Origin of the sequence: Streptomyces sp. NBC_00316 (assembly GCF_036158715.1) — a bacterium.
Taxonomy (GTDB): Bacteria; Actinomycetota; Actinomycetes; order Streptomycetales; family Streptomycetaceae; genus Streptomyces.
Map to the genome: position 1 here is coordinate 3,565,597 of NZ_CP108023.1, position 17,475 is coordinate 3,583,071.

Sequence of the window (17,475 nt, forward strand, 5' to 3'; positions counted from 1 at the left end):
TCCCTGCGGGGCCGATTGCCCCACCCCGCCCCTTCCCGTGACCGGGGCTCCGCCCCGGACCCCGCACCTCCCTCGCCGGCGAGCTGGATTCGGCCCGTACAGCCGGGCATACGAACTCCTGCGGCGATCGAGCAGCGGGGGTTCGGGGGCAGTGCCCCGATCCGGGAAGGGCGGGGCGGGGAATGCGCACCGCCTGAAAGGCAACCCACCATGGACCTGGTCATCCGCAACGCCACCGTCATCGACGGCACCGGCACCCCCTCCTACCGTGCCGATGTCTCGATCGACGACGGCCGGATCGCCGAGATCCACCCCAGCGGCGCGCCCGGCCCCCGCCCCACCGCCACCCGCACCCTCGACGCCACCGGCCTCGCCCTCGCCCCCGGCTTCATCGACATGCACGCCCACAGCGACCTCGCCCTCCTCCGGGACCCGGATCACAGCGCGAAGGCCGCCCAGGGCGTCACGCTCGAAGTCCTCGGCCAGGACGGCCTGTCGTACGCACCGGTCGACGACCGCACCCTCGCCGAGGTACGGAAGGCGATCACCGGCTGGAACGGCGACGGTTCGGACCTCGACCTCGACTGGCGCACCGTCGGCGAGTACCTGGACCGCCTCGACCGCAACTTCGGCGGCCAGGGCATCGCGGTCAACGCCGCGTATCTCATCCCGCAGGGCACGGTCCGCATGTACGCGGTCGGCTGGGACGACCGCCCCGCCACCGAAGCCGAGCTGACCCGGATGAAGGAGCTCGTCGCCCAGGGCATGGCGGAGGGCGCGGTCGGCATGTCGTCCGGCCTCACCTACACCCCCGGCATGTACGCCAAGGACGCCGAACTCACCGAACTGTGCCGGGTCGTGGCCGAGCACGGCGGCTACTACTGCCCGCACCACCGCTCGTACGGCGCGGGCGCCCTCGCCGCGTACGAGGAGATGATCCAGCTCACCCGGGACGCCGGCTGCCCCCTCCATCTCGCCCACGCCACCATGAACTTCGGCGTGAACAAGGGCAGGGCCCCCGAGCTGATCGGCCTCCTGGACGACGCCCTCGCGGCGGGCGCCGACATCTCCCTCGACACGTACCCGTACACCCCCGGCTCCACGACGCTCGTCGCGATGCTGCCGAGCTGGGCGAGCGAGGGTGGCCCGGAGTCGATCCTCACGCGCCTCGCGGACGAGGCGACGGCCGAACGGATCCGGCACCACCTGGAGGTGCTCGGTTCGGACGGCTGCCACGGCGTGCCGATCGAGTGGGACACGATCGAGATCTCCGGCGTGAGCGTGCCGGAGCTGGCCGGACATGTCGGCCGTACGCTCGCCGAGTCCGCGCGGCTGCGGGGCGAGGAGCCGTGGGTCACCGCCCGCCGCCTGCTCCTCGACGACCGGCTCGGCACGACGATCCTCCAGCACGTGGGCCACGAGGAGAACGTCCGGCAGATCATGCGTCACCGCGTCCACACGGGCGGCAGCGACGGCATCCTCCAGGGCGACAAGCCGCACCCGCGCGCATACGGCACGTTCCCGCAGTATCTCGGCCGGTACGTACGGGAGCTGGGCATCCTCTCGCTGGAGGAGTGCATCGCCCACCTCACCTCGCGCCCGGCGGCGCGGCTGCGCCTGGCGGACCGGGGGTACGTCCGCGAGGGCTACCGCGCCGACCTCGTCCTCTTCGACCCGCAGACGGTCGCGGCGGGCTCGACGTTCGAGAACCCGCGTACGTTGCCGGTGGGCATCCCGCACGTCCTGATCGACGGCCGCTTCGTCATCGAGGACGGCAAACGGACGTCCGTGCTGGCGGGGCGGGCGGTCCGGTCGACGGCATAGCCCCCCATCGACGTACCGCCGTCGGCGCGCGGCTCACGCCGGACCGGCGTCTTTCGCCCAGGCCAGCTCCTCCTCGGTCGGGGCGTCGTCCTGGGTCAGCGCGCGCCGCCAGTAACCACAAGGGAGCGGCCCGGGGCGGAGCCGGTGCAGCCCGGGCGGGGCGCGAACCGCCCGGGCGACGTACGGTGCCCGCGCCGGAGGTTACGGCTTGGGCAGGGTGCACCCGGCACGGTTGAGGTCGATCTTGCTCGCGGTGCCGATGCACGGCACGATGCCGTACGTCTCCTGGGCGTAGTTGATGCCCTGGCGGACCGTCACAGTGCCGTTCTCATCGACCTCGCACGGGTTGTTGTCCGTGCACCGCTGCCCGTCCTCGTTACCGGTGTTGTTGACGGCGACGACCTTGCCGGTCGCGTTGTCGATCACCGGCGAGCCGGACGTACCGCCGATGGTCTGGCACGCGGAGGTGTAACGGACCGAGTCCTTCCAGGTCCACTCGCCCTCCTTGAGACGATAGACGAAGCCGTCGACGCTGCAGCTGTACGTGCGCTTCCAGTATCCGGAGACGACCGTGATCGCGGTGCCCTGGACCGGGTGCGCGGCGTTGAGCTCCAGCGCCTTGATGCCGTAGATGCTCTCGATCTGGGCGTAGGTACGCGTGAGTTGGTACAGCGAGATGTCGGTGTCGGTCATCGTCCCGTACGCGATCTTGCTGGCGCGCAGGGTGCCGACGCCGCTGCCCGCGGAGTTCAGCAGGGTGAAGCTGCGGGTGGACGAGCGGTTGATGACGACCTCGCCCGGCCCCGGGAAACCGGTCTCCATACAGTGCCCGTTGGAGAGCACGAGGGCCGGGTCGGACGGCAGCGAGCTGGGCGTACGGACGACGGAGCCGGAACAGTTGCTGAGCGCGACAGTCCCGGCGAAGTTGACGGCCTTGGCCTTGACCGCCTGCGGCGCCGCGGCCCCGGTGGTGGGCGCGGCCGCGTCGTGGCTGGTGGCCGCGACCGCGGGGGCCGTTCCCGCTCCGAGGAGCAGAACAGCAAGGAGTGCGCCGACGAGAGGCTTTTTCATGTGGGGGTCCCCTCTGTGACCTCTGCGACCGAAGGGTTCCTTCGGTTTTGTCATGCGCATTGTCAAGGGCGCGTCTCTGCCGGGCAAGAGCCTGTTTTCGGCCTAGGGTCGTCGCATGGCGCAGAGCAGGGCTGAAGATGTCGACGGATATCTGGCCGAGATCCCGCAGGAGCGCCGCGAGGCCCTGACCAGGCTGCGGCAGATGTGCCGTCAGGAACTGAAGGGCTACGTCGAGAAGATGGCGTACGGGATGCCCGCCTACGAGCGGGACGGCGTCGGCGAGATCGCCTTCGCCAGCCAGAAGAACTACGTCTCCTTCTACCTGCTGCGCTCCGACGTCCGCGACGCGTTCGAGGAGCGGCTGGCCGGACAGGACATGGGCAAGGGCTGCCTGCGCTTCCGCAAGCCGGAGACCATCGACTTCGACCTGGTGCGCGACCTGCTGCGGGCCACCGCCGCCGGGCCGGGCACGGTCTGCTGACGGGCCGTCCGGTCAGCGGTACGTCGGGACGGAATCCGGTGCCGGAGTCCCGGCCGGGGCGCCGAAGCGGGCCAGGCAGTGCCAGACCATCTTCAGCGCCTGCGTCTCGTAGCGGCCCGTGCGGGCGGCGTCCCCGATGATCCGCGGATCGAGCATGCCACGCTGCGCGATCTCCGCGCCGAGAGCGACGAACTCCTGCCCCCGGTAGTCCGGATGGCGGCGCAGCTCGTCCACCGTCAGCCGGAATCCGGTGTGCCACTCCGTGCGGCACGGCAGCCGGCCGGCCTCGGCCTCGACGGCGGTGCCCCGGTAGCTCGGATCGAGGACCAGGGCCTCCATGTCGCGGTCCAGCACGACAAGACCGTGCACCTGCGCCTCGATGTAGTCGTTGAGCGCGTCCTGGGTGTCGGCCTCGGCCAGCTCGATGAGCCGCATACGGGCTGCGACGCCGAAGTCCGACGGTTCGGCGGCGCTGTCCGGGTAACAGAAGGTGGCGCGCGGCACTGCTTCCGCGGACAGCCGGAAGTGCGCGGAACCGAACCGTGGGGCGGCGCCGACACCCTTGCCGCGAAAGTTCAACGCCCCGTACACCGGCCGCTGTTCACCGGGCATGCCGTCGTACGCACCGCCGAAGATCCGGCTCTCCCAGCGCCACCGGTCACCCCCGGGGTGCGCCGTCAGACCGCCGTTGCTGGTACCGGTGACGAACTGCGAGCGGTAGACGCCGTCCTCGGCCAGCGCGACCAGGATCGGGCGGTCACCCGCCATGCGATCGGGGTGGAAGTTCAGGGTGAGCGGCAGGGCGGGATCGAGCGGCGGTCCCGAGGACAGCGAGGCGACATGGCTCAGTGCGCGCGCCTGGGCCGACGAGGCATGGAGGTCGGTCACCGGTGCAGTCTGCCGGAAGGCGATCCGCCGTCGCACGCGGATTGTGCGCATGCGGCGCGCCGCATGCATGGCAGCCCGCCGCCCCGATTGCGTACGGTCGGACCATGACCACCGACAGCGCCCGCGCTCTCGACCTCGACGCGTACGCCGCCCGCATCGGCTGGACCGGTGAGCGCCGCCCCACCGTGGAGGTGCTGCGCTCGGTGCACCGCGCCCACGCGCTGGGCATCCCGTTCGAGAACCTGGACCCCGTGCTCGGCAGTGCTCCCTCGCTCGCCATCGCGGATCTGGAGGCGAAGCTCGTACGCAGTGAGCGCGGCGGGTACTGCTACGAGCAGAACACCCTCCTCGCCGCCGCGCTGACCGCGCTCGGCTTCCGGATCACGCTGCTCTGCGCGCGCGTGCTGCTGGGGGCCGCGCCCGGGGACGTACGGCCGCGCACCCACATGCTCATGCGGGCCGAGGTGCCGGGCGATCCGACCCCGTACCTCGCCGATGTCGGATTCGGTGCGAACACGTCGCTGCTGGAGCCGATCCCACTGGTGACGGACGTGGAACTGTACGACGCCCCGCGCCGTCACCGGCTCGTGCACGCGCCGCACGCCGGCCCGCTGGAGCTGTGGAAGCTGCAGGCCAAGAGCGCGGGCGGGGAGTGGGAGGACCAGTACGCGTTCACGCTGGAGCCGTTCGAGGCACCGGACTACGAGGTCATCAACTGGCACATCGCGACCAACCCGCGCTCCCCGTTCCAGCACCGGCCGTACGTCCAGCGCACCACCCCGGACGCGCATCTCGCGCTGATGGGCCGCAGGCTCGTGGAAACGGCGGCCGACGGCACGCGCAAGGAGCGTGAGCTGGCGGACGGCGACGAGGTGCTGCGGGTCCTCACGGCCGACTTCGGCATCCGGCTCCCGGAGGGCACCCGCCTGCCGGACTGAACGCACCGGCCGCCGGCGGGCCGAGGCCGCGTCTCATCGGGACCGCCGCCCGGCCGGCTCCCTCTCTTGTGATCGGCCAACCGGCCGGGGCCCCGGCCACGGCCGCCACCCCCTCACGTGGCGCATCTCACCGGTCCGGCCCGCCACACCCCTATTCCAAGCCCCTCCCCACCCCTGACCGGCGTTCCCACTGTCCAGAGGCGGGACGGGCATGGCGATGGAAGACGGGGCAGGCACGCGGCGCGACCCGGGTGGGTCAACCTGCGGGCGAACCCCGCGCAGCCGGTGAAACACCGCCGTAAGCTCGCAGACATGCAGGTGATCCAGTCCACGAAGCTCGCCAACGTCTGTTACGAAATCCGGGGCCCCGTGCTCGAGGAGGCGATGCGGCTGGAAACAGCCGGGCACCGCATCCTCAAGCTGAACACCGGCAACCCTGCCGCGTTCGGGTTCGAGTGCCCGCCCGAGATTCTCGAGGACATACTGCGCAACCTCTCCGGGGCGCACGGTTACGGCGATGCGAAGGGGCTGCTCTCCGCCCGCCGCGGGGTGATGCAGCACTACCAGACCAAGGGCATCGACCTCGATGTCGAGGACATCTACCTGGGCAACGGCGTCTCCGAGCTGATCCAGATGTCGATGCAGGCGCTGCTCGACGACGGCGACGAGGTGCTCGTGCCCGCGCCGGACTACCCGCTGTGGACCGCCTCCGTGTCGCTGGCCGGAGGTACTGCCGTGCACTACCGGTGCGACGAGCAGGCCGACTGGATGCCGGATCTCGCCGACATCGAGCGCAAGATCACCGACCGCACCAAGGCGATCGTGATCATCAACCCGAACAATCCGACGGGTGCGGTCTACGACGACGCGATGCTGCGCGAGCTGACGGAGATCGCCCGCCGCCACAACCTGGTCGTCTGCTCCGACGAGATCTACGACCGGATCCTGTACGACGGAGCCACGCACACCCCGACCGCGGCCGTTGCGCCCGATCTGATGGTGCTGACGTTCAACGGGCTCTCCAAGAACTACCGGGTGGCCGGCTACCGGTCGGGCTGGCTCGCGGTCTGCGGCCCGAAGGCCCACGCCGCCTCGTACATCGAGGGGCTGACGATCCTCGCCAATATGCGGCTCTGCGCCAATATGCCGTCGCAGTACGCGGTGGCCACGGCGCTCGGCGGGCGGCAGTCGATCGACGACCTGGTGCTGCCGGGCGGCCGCATCCTGGAGCAGCGGGACGTCGCGTACGACCTGCTGACGCAGATCCCGGGGATCACGTGCGTGAAGCCGAAGGGGGCGCTGTACCTCTTCCCCCGACTCGACCCCAAGGTCTACAAGATCAAGGACGACCGGCAGATGGTCCTCGACCTGCTGCGGGCCGAGAAGATCATGGTCGTGCAGGGTACGGGGTTCAACTGGCCGGAACCCGATCACTTCCGGATCGTGACACTGCCGTCGACCAAGGACCTGACGGACGCGGTCGGCCGGATCGGGAACTTCCTGGACGGGTACAGCCAGCCCTGACCGGGGCGGCGACGCGCACTATCGGATCGCAGACAACTTTAGACTGAATCCAAGCTAGGATGGTCCCAAGCAACACCAGGAGGCCATCCATGTACGAACCGATCCGCGCCAAATCGGTCCACACACCGGCCGACCACGCCGACGACTTCCCGCACCGCTCCCGCGAGGAGGAACTGGACATCCAGCTCGCCGGACACCTGGCCGCGCTCCTCGCGGTCACCGACGAGCTCGGTCTCGGCGAGGCGGGCGACCGCATCGCCGGCCAGGTCGCCAGACTGCGCGGCACGCCGCCCGCCCGGCACGCCGGCCGGACCGACGCACCCGCACTCGCGCTCCACCGCCGCGCCCATGCCCTCGCGGGCCGCGCACTGGTGGTGGCCGCGTCCCGCGCCGACACGGCGGCCGCGATCCTCGCGGCCGAGCAGATGGACGTGCACACGGCAGCGGTCACCGCCGCCACCACCCCCACCGCGCCCACCGGCCCCGCACGGCTGGTCGGCGCCCTCTGACGGCCCCGGTCCGCGGGCCGCGAAGGCGCGTGGACCGGGTGCCAACCACCTGCGGCGCTCACGGGGCCGCGCCGGCCCCGGGCCGGTCCGGCTCGTGGCAGGAGACGTCGCCGCAAGCGCGGCGCCGGCAGCCGCACCCGTCGCCGGAGCCTGCGACGGGGGCCGCCTCCATGCCCTCCTGGTTCTCCGTACCGCAGCTCCCCGGACGTGCCGACGACGGCGAGCGCCACCCCGAACGGCATCACGGCGAGCAGCGCATTCACGACGCCCGGGGTGCCCCGCGACGTGCGGTGGCGCACCGCGGACCGCCACGCGATCGCCGTACCGGAGAGAACCGGCCGTTCCCGTTGCGTACTGGGATGCGCACTTCACCTTCCGTCCACCCAACTCCGCCCGGAATGTGGGTTTCCGCGAGCACGCTGCCCTCGTGAGACGCATCGTGGGAATCGTCCTGGCGGTGCTGCTGATCGGCGGAGTGGCAGCAGCCGTCGCAGCAGGCCGCGACAGCAGGGACACGAGCACGGCAACGAAGACCGTGCGTGGAGTGATCGGGTCGGAGAAGGCGGAGTTCTTCGCCGATCCCGAAGTGGTGAAGGCCCTTGCCGCCAGGGGATTCACCGTGAAGACGGAGACGTCCGGATCCTGGGCCATGGACCAACTGCCCTTGAAAGGCTACGACTTCGCCTTCCCCGGCTCGAAGGCGCCCGCCGACGAACTGCAGCGCAGGTCCACCGTCAAGGGTGGACCGATCCGGCCCTTCTACTCGCCGCTCGTCGTCGTCGCCCACCGCAGCGCCGCGCAGGTGCTGGCGGACAACGGACTGGCGGCGCTGAGCAACAAGTCCAGCGGGAAGCTGCTCATGTCCCCGTACCTGAAGGCCGCGCAGGCGGACCGGACCTGGCAGCAACTCAAAGGGGCACAGAAACAGGCCGAGTTGACCGGGACGGTGTTCATCGCGAGCACCGACCCCGTCGCGTCCAACTCCGGCGCGCTCTACCTTGCCGCCGCCTCGTACGTCGCCGACGGCGGCCGGGTCGCCGCCGACGAGGCCGCGATCGACCGCACCGCACCGCTGCTGAAGAAGCTGATCCGGGTGCAGGGGGCACAACAGACCAGCAGTGACGCGCCGTTCCGCGACTTCATCAGCGGAGTCGGCAACCCGCTGGTCCTGGTCTACGAGTCGCAGGTCGCCTCGCTGCTCCTGCAGAACCAGCAGCAGGAACTCGGGGATCTCGTCGTCCTCTACCCGGACACCACCGTCTCCAGCGACCACACCCTCGTACCGCTGACCGACTCGGGACGGCAGCTCGGCGAGCTGCTCTCCACCGACCCCGGACTGCGCAAGCTGGCCGTGCGCCACGGCTTCCGGCCCCAGGGTGCGGCGGCCGAGTTCACCGCCGCGACCGCCGGCCACACCGACTACATCGACCAACAGCTGTCCGGGATCCGCCAGGCGCCCGTGCCCACCGCAACGGTGCTGCGCACGATGGCCCAGCGGACCCGCGGCTGACGACATACGCCTCCCGGGAGACCTCACCCATGACCGAAGCCGAGCCGCAGCCGCTCGTCCTCACCCCGCCCGAACCCGTCGCCCCCGTCCGCACCGAGCAGGCCGCCGGGCTCGTCCCGGTCGACGACGCCGTCCGCACGGAAATGACGCGGCGCGCCACCGAGTACGTCGGCGGCCTTGCCGGGCTCGATGCCCGCTCACCCGAGTTCACCACCAGGATCGGGGAGATCGCCGCCCTCGGGCAGGGCGACATCCGCAGCGCCGCCCAGCAGTCCAACCGGATGCTGGACCGCACGGTCCGCGAGCTCTCCGCCGGGCGCTCCGGAGACGCCGACGCGCAGTCGCGGGTCGGTGCCTCGCTCGTCGAACTGCGCCGCACCGTCGAGGACCTCGACCCGCGCGACACCCCCGGCCGCGGCGCCCGCCGGCTGCTCGCGAAACTCCCCGGCGGCAACAGGCTCCGCGACCATGTCGCGAAGTACGCCTCCGCACAGTCCACCCTCAACAGGATCGTGGGCTCGCTCCGCGGCGGCCAGGACGAACTGCGCCGCGACAACGCCGCCCTGCACACCGAGCGCACCCGGCTCTGGGAGACGATGGGCAAACTCCAGGAGTACGTGGTCCTCACCGAGGCCCTGGACGGCGCCGTCGGGCAGCGCATCCGGGCGACGGAGGCCGCCGACCCCGCTCAGGCGGACGCTCTGCGGGCCGATGTGCTGTTCCCCGTACGGCAGAAGCACCAGGATCTGCTGACCCAGCTCGCGGTCTGCGCGCAGGGGTATCTGGCCATGGACGTCGTACGCCGCAACAACGAGGAGCTGATCAGGGGCGTCGACCGGGCCGCGACCACGACCGTGTCCGCGCTGCGGATCGCCGTGATGCTGGCGTCGGCACTGGAGAGCCAGCGCAAGGTCACGGAGCAGGTGCAGGTGCTGCGCTCCACGACCGAGGATCTCATCCGCGGCAATGCGGAGATGCTCGCCACGCAGAGCGGGGAGATCCAGCGGATCGCCGCCGATCCGGCGGTGGGTGCCGAGACGCTGCGGACGGCGTTCCAGCAGATCTACCGGACGCTGGACGCGATCGACACGTACAAGGTGCAGGCGACCGAGTCGATGGCGGCGACCGTCGAGTCGCTGACCGCCGAACTCCAGCAGGCGAGCGCCCACTTGGCGCGCAGCCGGTCCGCCGGGGTGCTCGATGGCGGCGGTCTCGGATGACGGGCCGGCCGAGAAGGCTGCGGCGCAGACTCTCGCGCACGCTGGCGTCGCTGCTGGCCGCCGCGGTCCTCGTGCCGGTCGCGGCGTGTTCGGCGGCGGACGGTCCCGCGGCGTCCGGAAAGAAGGACGACGGCGCCCCTCGGGCCGGGACGCTGCGCGTGCTCGCATCCAGTGAACTCTCCGACATGAAGCCCTTGTTGGAGCAGGCTCGGAGGGCGACCGGGATCACTGTGCGGCCCACCTGGACCGGGACGCTCGATGCCGTCCGGCAGCTGGGGTCCGGAGAGGCGGACGGGGCGTACGACGCGGTGTGGCTGTCGTCCGACGACTATCTGCGGCTCCACCCCGACGCGGCGAAGCGGATCACCTCCGAAACCCCGCTGATGGCTTCACCGGTCGCCCTCGGCGTCAAGCCGTCGGTGGTGAAGCGGCTGGGCTGGAACCCGTCGGACGTCACCTGGTCGCAGGTGCACCGGGCGGTCGCCGAAGGGCGGCTGACGTACGGGATGACCGACCCCGACCGCTCCAACTCCGGCTTCGCCGCACTGGTCTCGGTCGCCTCGGCACTGTCCGGCGCCCAGTCCGCGCTGACCGACGCCGACGTCCGCATGGCCGGCGGGAAACTGAAGGAGTTCTTCGAAGGGCAGCGGCTGACCTCCGGGTCGTCCGGCTGGCTGGCCACCGCGTACGCCCGGCGCGGCACGGTCGACGCGCTGATCAACTACGAGTCCGTGCTGCTCTCCCTCAACCGGGACAGCCACACCGGACTGACCGTGATCCGCCCGCGCGACGGCGTGGTGACGGCCGACTACCCACTCAGCCTGCTCGCCTCCGCCTCGCCCGAAGCGAAGGATTCGGTGCGCGCCCTGACCTCGTACTTCCGCTCCCCCGCCGTGCAGCAGCAGCTGACCCGGGAGACACTGCGCCGTCCGGTCGTCGCCTCCGTGCTGCCGGCGGCGCCGCTCGCCACCGAACCCCGCCGGGAACTTCCCTTCCCCGGCACGCAATCCGTCGCGGACGGCCTGCTCCACAGTTACGAGAACAAGCTCCGGCGGCCCTCGCGCACCGTGTACGTCCTGGACACGTCCGGGTCGATGCGGGGCGAACGGCTGCGGAAGCTGAAGGCGGCACTGACCGGGCTGACCGGGGACTTCCGGGAACGGGAGGAGATCACCCTGTTGCCGTTCGGGTCGTCGGTGAAGCGGGCACGCACGCATACGGTCGATCCCGCCGATCCGCAGGCCGGGCTCGCGGCCATCAAGGCGGACACCGCAGCCCTGACCGCGAGCGGCGAGACCGCGATCTTCTCGAGCCTGGAGTCGGCCTACGACCGGCTGGGGCCCGGCACCGAGTCGGCGTTCACGTCGATCGTCCTGATGACCGACGGTGAGAACACGACGGGCCGCTCGGCCGACGACTTCACCGCCTTCTACCGCTCGCTCCCCGCGGCGCGCCGCGCCACGCCCGTCTTCCCGGTCGTCTTCGGCGACTCGGACCGTGCGCAACTGGACGCGATCGCCACCCTGACCGGCGGCCGGCTCTTCGACGCGACGAAGGACCTGGGGCCGGGCTCCCTGGACGGGGCATTCGAGGAGATCCGTGGCTACCAGTAGAGCGCCGGGCCGGGTCATGGCGTATGTCGAGTCCCGCAAGAACCTGACCGGGAGCGCCTGCGGGATCGTCGGGCTCGCCCTCACCTTCACCGGACTCGCGGGCGCGTACTGGCCGGTGGTGATCGCCGGACTGTACGCCGCGGGTGCGCTGATCGCTCCGCCCGAGCGGCCGCCCGCCCCCGAGTTCCCCGACCCGTCGTCCCGGCTGGCTTCGCTGCGTACCGACTTCGCGACCCTGCGGGAGTATCTGGGCGGGGTGGACCTGCCGCCCGCCGCGTCCGGCCGGCTGGTCGAGCTGACGGAACTGCTGGAAGACCTGCTCGCGCCCGGCTGGGTCTCCGAGGCCCTCGCCACCGACCCAGAAGGCATCCACGCCCTGGCGCGCGCCGTCCACCAGGACATCCCGGAATCCGTCGACACCTATCTGCGCACACGCTGGTGGACACGGCTGACGCCGGGCACCGAGCCGCCCGAGCGTCCCCTCGAACAGCAACTGTCGCTGCTGCACCGGGAGGCCGAGTCGCTGGCCGCAGGACTGCGCGAGGCCGAGGCGCGCAGGCAGCAGACGCACACGCGCTATCTGGAGGACCGGGGACGGTCGGACCGCGGCGGCACGTGAAGGAACACCGATGCCGCGCAGAGGTGTTGTGGGCAAGCACCTGACGATGCGTGGACGTCCCTCATGAGAGGGGCGGGAAGGGGCGGCCCCCGGAACCGTAAGGGGATTCCGGAGGCCGTACCGCAGCGGGCCGTTGACCCCACAGGTCAGGATGGATGTCGGGAGGCCCGGCCGCGGAGTGTGCGGGGGCGCACTCCAGGAGTGCGCCCCGGTGGGTGTCAGCCCAGGCGCTGGACCAGCGCGCGGTACTCGTCCCACAGCTCCTTCGGCGTGTGGTCACCGAAGGTGTTGAGGTGCTCGGGGACCAGCGCCGCCTCCTCGCGCCAGACCTCCTTGTCGACCGTGAGCAGGAAGTCCAGCTCGGACTCGGACAGGTCCAGGCCGTTGGTGTCCAGGGCGCCCTTGGCGGGCAGGATGCCGATCGGCGTCTCGACGCCCTCGCCCTTGCCCTCCAGACGCTCGACGATCCACTTCAGGACACGGCTGTTCTCACCGAAGCCCGGCCACACGAACTTGCCCGCCTCGTTCTTGCGGAACCAGTTCACGTAGTAGATCTTCGGCAGCTTGGACTGGTCGGGCTTGTCGGCGCCGACCTTGATCCAGTGGTTCATGTAGTCGCCCATGTTGTAGCCGCAGAACGGCAGCATGGCGAACGGGTCGCGGCGCAGCTCGCCGACCTTGCCCTCGGCGGCGGCGGTCTTCTCGGAGGCCACGTTGGCACCGAGGAAGACACCGTGCTGCCAGTCGAAGGACTCGGTGACCAGCGGAACGGCCGAGGCGCGGCGGCCACCGAAGAGGATTGCCGAGATCGGCACACCCTTCGGGTCCTCCCACTCGGGCGCGATGATCGGGCACTGCCCGGCCGGCACCGTGAAGCGGGCGTTGGGGTGGGCGGCGGGCGTGTCGGACGCGGGCGTCCAGTCGTTGCCCTTCCAGTCCGTGAGGTGGGCGGGGGCCGTCTCCGTCATGCCCTCCCACCACACGTCGCCGTCGTCGGTCAGCGCGACGTTCGTGAAGACGGAGTTGCCCCACATCGTCTTCATGGCGTTGGCGTTGGTGTGCTCGCCGGTACCGGGCGCGACGCCGAAGAAGCCGGCCTCCGGGTTGATCGCGTAGAGACGGCCGTCCTCACCGAACCGCATCCAGGCGATGTCGTCGCCGATGGTCTCGACGGTCCAGCCGGAGATCGTGGGCTCCAGCATGGCGAGGTTGGTCTTCCCGCAGGCGCTCGGGAATGCGGCGGCGACGTACTTCGACTCACCCTGCGGCGGCGTGAGCTTGAGGATCAGCATGTGCTCGGCGAGCCAGCCCTCGTCGCGGGCCATCACCGACGCGATGCGGAGCGCGTAGCACTTCTTGCCCAGCAGCGCGTTGCCGCCGTAGCCGGAACCGTACGACCAGATCTCGCGGTCCTCGGGGAAGTGCGAAATGTACTTGGTGGAGTTGCACGGCCACGGAACGTCCTCCTGGCCCTCGGCCAGGGGCGCGCCCAGCGTGTGGACGGCCTTGACGAAGAAGCCGTCGGTGCCGAGCTCGTCGAGAACGGCCTTACCCATGCGCGTCATGGTGCGCATCGACACGGCGACGTAGGCGGAGTCGGTGATCTCGACGCCGATCGCGGAGAGCGGCGAGCCGACGGGGCCCATGCAGAACGGCACGACGTACATGGTGCGACCGCGCATGGAACCGCGGAAGACACCGTTCTCACCGGTGAAGATCTCCCGCATCTCGGCGGGGGCCTTCCAGTGGTTCGTCGGGCCCGCGTCCTCCTCCTTCTCGGAGCAGATGAACGTGCGGTCCTCGACACGGGCGACATCGGTCGGGTCCGAGGCGGCGTAGTAAGAGTTCGGCCGCTTCGTCTCGTCGAGCTTGATGAACGTGCCGTTGGCCACGAGTTCCCCGCACAGGCGCTCGTACTCGGCCTCGGAACCGTCGCACCAGACCACCCGGTCCGGCTCGGTGAGAGCTGCGATCTCGTTCACCCAGGAGACGAGCTCCTGGTGCTGGATGGGAACAGTGAGGGGAGCCGCGATGTCGCGCGCCACGATCGCTCCTTGGTGAGGGTGTCTTCTGGGCAAGTGCCCCGTGGGGGCTACGACCCGGATGCTTCTACCCCTTTGGATTCCCTTGGCGCTCATCCGGTGCCGACCTTACTCATTTGATCATCCGACCGATTCGCCCATATGTCCAGGGGGCCGCACACGTGAGCATCGCCACTCATGTCCGTTACCTACGGTTGCGTAGGTAGCATGCCGACATGACTGCTGCCGACGCCTCCGCGCACGAACCAGCCGAACCCGACACAGCCGGAACGGCGCACGGAAAGGCCCCGGACGGAACGATGACGGCCGAGGTCACACCCGGCGAGACGGCGTCACTCCCCGTGAAACCGCGGATGCGCGGCTGGCTGCACGCCGGAATGTTCCCCGCGGTGCTGATCGCCGGCATCACACTCATCGCCCTCACCGACAGCACCGTCGGCCGCATCGCCTGCGCCGTCTACACCGTGACCGCATGCCTGCTGTTCGGCGTGAGCGCGATCTACCACCGCGGCACGTGGGGACCGCGCGGCGAAGCCGTACTGCGCAGACTCGACCACGCCAACATCTTCCTGATCATCGCGGGCACCTACACCCCGCTGACGCTGCTCCTCCTCCCCGAATCGACGGGACGCCCGCTGCTCTGGGCGGTATGGGCGGCAGCAGTGGCCGGAATCGCCTTCCGGGTGTTCTGGGTCGGCGCCCCGCGCTGGCTCTACACCCCCTGCTACCTCGCCATGGGATGGGCCGCGGTCTTCTTCCTGCCCGACTTCATGCACGCAGGCGGGATCGCGGTCCTCGTCCTGGTCGTCGTCGGCGGACTCCTCTACAGCGCCGGCGGCGTCATCTACGGCATCAAGCGCCCCAACCCGTCACCACGGTGGTTCGGCTTCCACGAGGTCTTCCACTCGTTCACCCTGGCGGCGTTCGTCGTGCACTACGTCGGCATCTCGCTCGTGGCCTACAACCACAGCTGACCGGACCCGCCCCGAACGGCGGCCCCGGCCCTCGGACCGTGGCCGCCCGGGTTCCGCCCTCGCCACGTATCAGCCCCCGGCCGGCTCCGTCCGCTCCCCTCCGAGCTTCCGCGCCAGCTCCCCCGCATCCGTCGTCGGCGCATCGCAGACGAAATGCCGGCAGACGTACGCCGTCGGCGCCCCGCCCACCAGCGGACGATCCACCAGCAACGGAAACTCCCCGCCGCCCGTCACACCCGCCGCGACCACCGCCCCCGGCGCCCGCCCCAGCAGCGCCGTACGGTGCAGTTCGCCGCCCACCGGCCCGGCGACCGCCACCTCGCGCGGACCGTCGAGCAGCGCCTCGGCGACCGCCAGCCCCCACCCGATGAACCGCGGCGCCCGCGGCCCGAGCGCCTTCACCACACCCAACGCCCCCTCCGCGGCAGCACGATGAGCCTCCGAGCCGGTGTGCGCCGCGTACGAGAGGAGCGCCCCGGCCGCCGCCGTCCAGCCCGCCGGAGTCGCACTGTCGGTCGGGTCCTGCGGACGGCGGATCAGCTGTTCCGCATCGTCCGCCGTGTCGTACAGCTGCCCGCCCTCACCCGTGAAGTGCGCCAGCACGATATCGAGCAGAAAGCCCGCGAACTCCAGCCAGGCGCCCTCACCGGTGACGGCCGCCAGCGCGAGGAAACCCTCCGCGACATCGCCGTAGTCCTCCAGCACCCCGGCATTGGCTCCCGCCCGGCCGTCCCGGGACGTACGGGCCAGCCGGGCCACGTCCCCCATGTGAACCCGGACCAGCAGGTCCGCCGCCTCGGTGGCCCGCTCGATCAGATCGGGCCGCTCGAAATACGCCCCGGTCTCGGCGAGCGCGGCGATCGCCAGCCCGTTCCACGCGGCAACCACCTTGTCGTCCCGCCCCGGCCGCGCCCGCTCCTCACGCGCGGCGAGCAGCCGGGCCCGCACATCGGCAGCCCTCGCCCCGTCCACCGTGGCCGCCCCGCCCGGCAGTTGGAGCACCGAAGAGCCCTCCTCGAAGGTCCCCTCCTCCGTCACCCCGAAGTACGCGGCGGCGAACGCGGCGTCCTCCTCGCCCAGCACCTCGCGCAACTGCGCGGGCGTCCACACGTAATACGCGCCCTCGACGTGCTTGCCGTCCGCGTCCTCGCTGTCCGCGTCGAGCGCAGAGGCGAATCCGCCCTCCGCCGTCCGCAGCTCCCGCACCATGAAATCGGCGGTCTCCAGGGCGACCCGCCGGGCCAGTTCCGACCCCGTGGCCCGCCACAGATGGGCGTAGACCCGGCAGAGCAGTGCGTTGTCGTAGAGCATTTTTTCGAAGTGCGGTACGACCCATTCCCGGTCCACCGAATACCGCGCGAACCCGCCGGCGAGCTGGTCGTACATCCCGCCCCTGGCCATCGCCCCACAGGTGTCGACAGCCATCTGGAGAGCACCCTCGGCGCCGGTGCGGGCATGGTGGCGCAGCAGGAACTCGATCGTCATGGACGGCGGGAACTTGGGGGCACCGCCGAAACCGCCGTGCTTCTCGTCGTAATCGCGGCTCACCCCGAGCAGCGCCTGCGCCAGTTCCGACTCGCCGGGCAACCCTTCCCCACCGTGCGCCAGCGAGCGCCCTGCCAGGTCGTGGACGATGCGCCCGGCAACCTCGGTGACCTCGCCGGGACGTTCGTTCCAGGCGGACACGACGCCTTCGAGGACCTGCCGGAAGGAGGGCATGCCGTGCCGGGGCTCGGGCGGGAAGTACGTACCGAAGTAGAAGGGCTCGGCGTCGGCGGTCAGGAAGACGGTCATCGGCCAGCCGCCCTGCCCGGTCGCCGCCTGCACCGCCTCCATGTAGACGGCGTCGACGTCGGGCCGCTCCTCGCGGTCGACCTTCACGTTGACGAAGTGCTCGTTCATGTAGGCCGCGGTCGCCTCGTCCTCGAACGACTCGTGCGCCATGACATGGCACCAATGGCAGCTCGCATAGCCGACGCTCAACACCACCGGCACGTTCCGGCTGCGTGCCTCCTCGAAGGCCCCGGGCGACCAGGGCCACCAGTCGACCGGGTTGTCCGCGTGCTGGAGGAGGTAGGGCGAGGTGGACTGCGCAAGTCGATTGGCCATGCCCCCATCCTCGCGCACCGGGCGAAGCCGCCGCCGCACGCCACGGGCCGGGGCCACGACTCTCACCCGGGCCCGGCCCGGTGGACAACCGCGCTCTCTCGCGCTCAGCCGTCCCACGCAGGACACTTGTCCCGAACCGATGCTCTCGGAGGG

General features: G+C 70.7%; 14 protein-coding genes. 10 read left to right on the forward strand and 4 right to left on the reverse strand.

The window, feature by feature from the left end; all coding sequences use genetic code 11:
* Positions 1–15: 15 nt before the first annotated feature.
* Positions 16–1,824, forward strand: coding sequence for an N-acyl-D-amino-acid deacylase family protein (locus tag OG878_RS15690; protein ID WP_328887379.1), 1,809 nt, complete (start codon positions 16–18; stop codon positions 1,822–1,824).
* A 201-nt stretch (positions 1,825–2,025) separates the two neighbouring features.
* On the opposite strand, the gene OG878_RS15695 is transcribed toward OG878_RS15690, so the two are convergent.
* Positions 2,026–2,895, reverse strand: a complete 870-nt coding sequence (locus tag OG878_RS15695) for a S1 family peptidase (RefSeq protein WP_328887380.1) — start codon at positions 2,893–2,895, stop codon at positions 2,026–2,028.
* Between the two features lie 115 nt (positions 2,896–3,010).
* Between OG878_RS15695 and OG878_RS15700 the strand changes: the two genes are divergently transcribed.
* A complete protein-coding gene (locus OG878_RS15700; RefSeq protein ID WP_328887381.1) occupies positions 3,011–3,376 on the forward strand; it encodes an iron chaperone in 366 nt (121 codons plus the stop codon).
* A gap of 12 nt (positions 3,377–3,388) precedes the next feature.
* Here the strand turns inward: OG878_RS15700 and OG878_RS15705 are convergent, their stop codons facing one another.
* Positions 3,389–4,264, reverse strand: coding sequence for a DUF3626 domain-containing protein (locus tag OG878_RS15705; protein ID WP_328887382.1), 876 nt, complete (start codon positions 4,262–4,264; stop codon positions 3,389–3,391).
* Between the two features lie 104 nt (positions 4,265–4,368).
* Between OG878_RS15705 and OG878_RS15710 the strand changes: the two genes are divergently transcribed.
* The 7 genes from OG878_RS15710 (at position 4,369) to OG878_RS15740 (ending at position 12,197) form a co-directional block, all read left to right on the forward strand.
* Positions 4,369–5,202: an arylamine N-acetyltransferase family protein gene (locus OG878_RS15710; RefSeq protein WP_328887383.1), complete on the forward strand. Its 834-nt coding sequence runs from the start codon at positions 4,369–4,371 to the stop codon at positions 5,200–5,202.
* Between the two features lie 312 nt (positions 5,203–5,514).
* Positions 5,515–6,726 (forward strand): pyridoxal phosphate-dependent aminotransferase, encoded by a 1,212-nt coding sequence (locus tag OG878_RS15715; RefSeq protein WP_328887384.1) that lies wholly within the window; start codon positions 5,515–5,517, stop codon positions 6,724–6,726.
* Between the two features lie 89 nt (positions 6,727–6,815).
* Entirely contained in the window at positions 6,816–7,235 is a 420-nt protein-coding gene (locus tag OG878_RS15720) for an SCO4983 family protein (RefSeq protein WP_328887385.1), read from the forward strand.
* 400 nt (positions 7,236–7,635) lie between these two features.
* Complete coding sequence (locus OG878_RS15725) at positions 7,636–8,745, forward strand: hypothetical protein (RefSeq protein WP_328887386.1); 1,110 nt, start codon at positions 7,636–7,638, stop codon at positions 8,743–8,745.
* A 29-nt stretch (positions 8,746–8,774) separates the two neighbouring features.
* Complete coding sequence (locus OG878_RS15730) at positions 8,775–9,965, forward strand: toxic anion resistance protein (protein ID WP_328887387.1); 1,191 nt, start codon at positions 8,775–8,777, stop codon at positions 9,963–9,965.
* Positions 9,962–11,578: a substrate-binding and vWA domain-containing protein gene (locus OG878_RS15735; RefSeq protein WP_328887388.1), complete on the forward strand. Its 1,617-nt coding sequence runs from the start codon at positions 9,962–9,964 to the stop codon at positions 11,576–11,578. The genes OG878_RS15730 and OG878_RS15735 overlap by 4 nt, the downstream gene beginning before the upstream one ends.
* A 16-nt stretch (positions 11,579–11,594) precedes the next feature.
* A complete protein-coding gene (locus OG878_RS15740) occupies positions 11,595–12,197 on the forward strand; it encodes a hypothetical protein (protein WP_328891256.1) in 603 nt (200 codons plus the stop codon).
* Between the two features lie 218 nt (positions 12,198–12,415).
* Here OG878_RS15740 and OG878_RS15745 read toward each other — a convergent pair whose 3' ends face one another.
* Positions 12,416–14,242 (reverse strand): phosphoenolpyruvate carboxykinase (GTP), encoded by a 1,827-nt coding sequence (locus tag OG878_RS15745; RefSeq protein ID WP_328887389.1) that lies wholly within the window; start codon positions 14,240–14,242, stop codon positions 12,416–12,418.
* Positions 14,243–14,538: 296 nt separating this feature from the next.
* Here OG878_RS15745 and trhA point away from each other — a divergent pair, with 296 nt between their 5' ends.
* Complete coding sequence (gene trhA / locus OG878_RS15750; RefSeq protein ID WP_328891257.1) at positions 14,539–15,213, forward strand: PAQR family membrane homeostasis protein TrhA; 675 nt, start codon at positions 14,539–14,541, stop codon at positions 15,211–15,213.
* 69 nt (positions 15,214–15,282) lie between these two features.
* Here the strand turns inward: trhA and OG878_RS15755 are convergent, their stop codons facing one another.
* Positions 15,283–17,322 carry a thioredoxin domain-containing protein gene (locus OG878_RS15755; protein ID WP_328887390.1) on the reverse strand — a complete coding sequence of 680 codons (2,040 nt, stop codon included), beginning with the start codon at positions 17,320–17,322 and terminating at the stop codon, positions 15,283–15,285.
* Between the last annotated feature and the right edge of the window lie 153 nt (positions 17,323–17,475).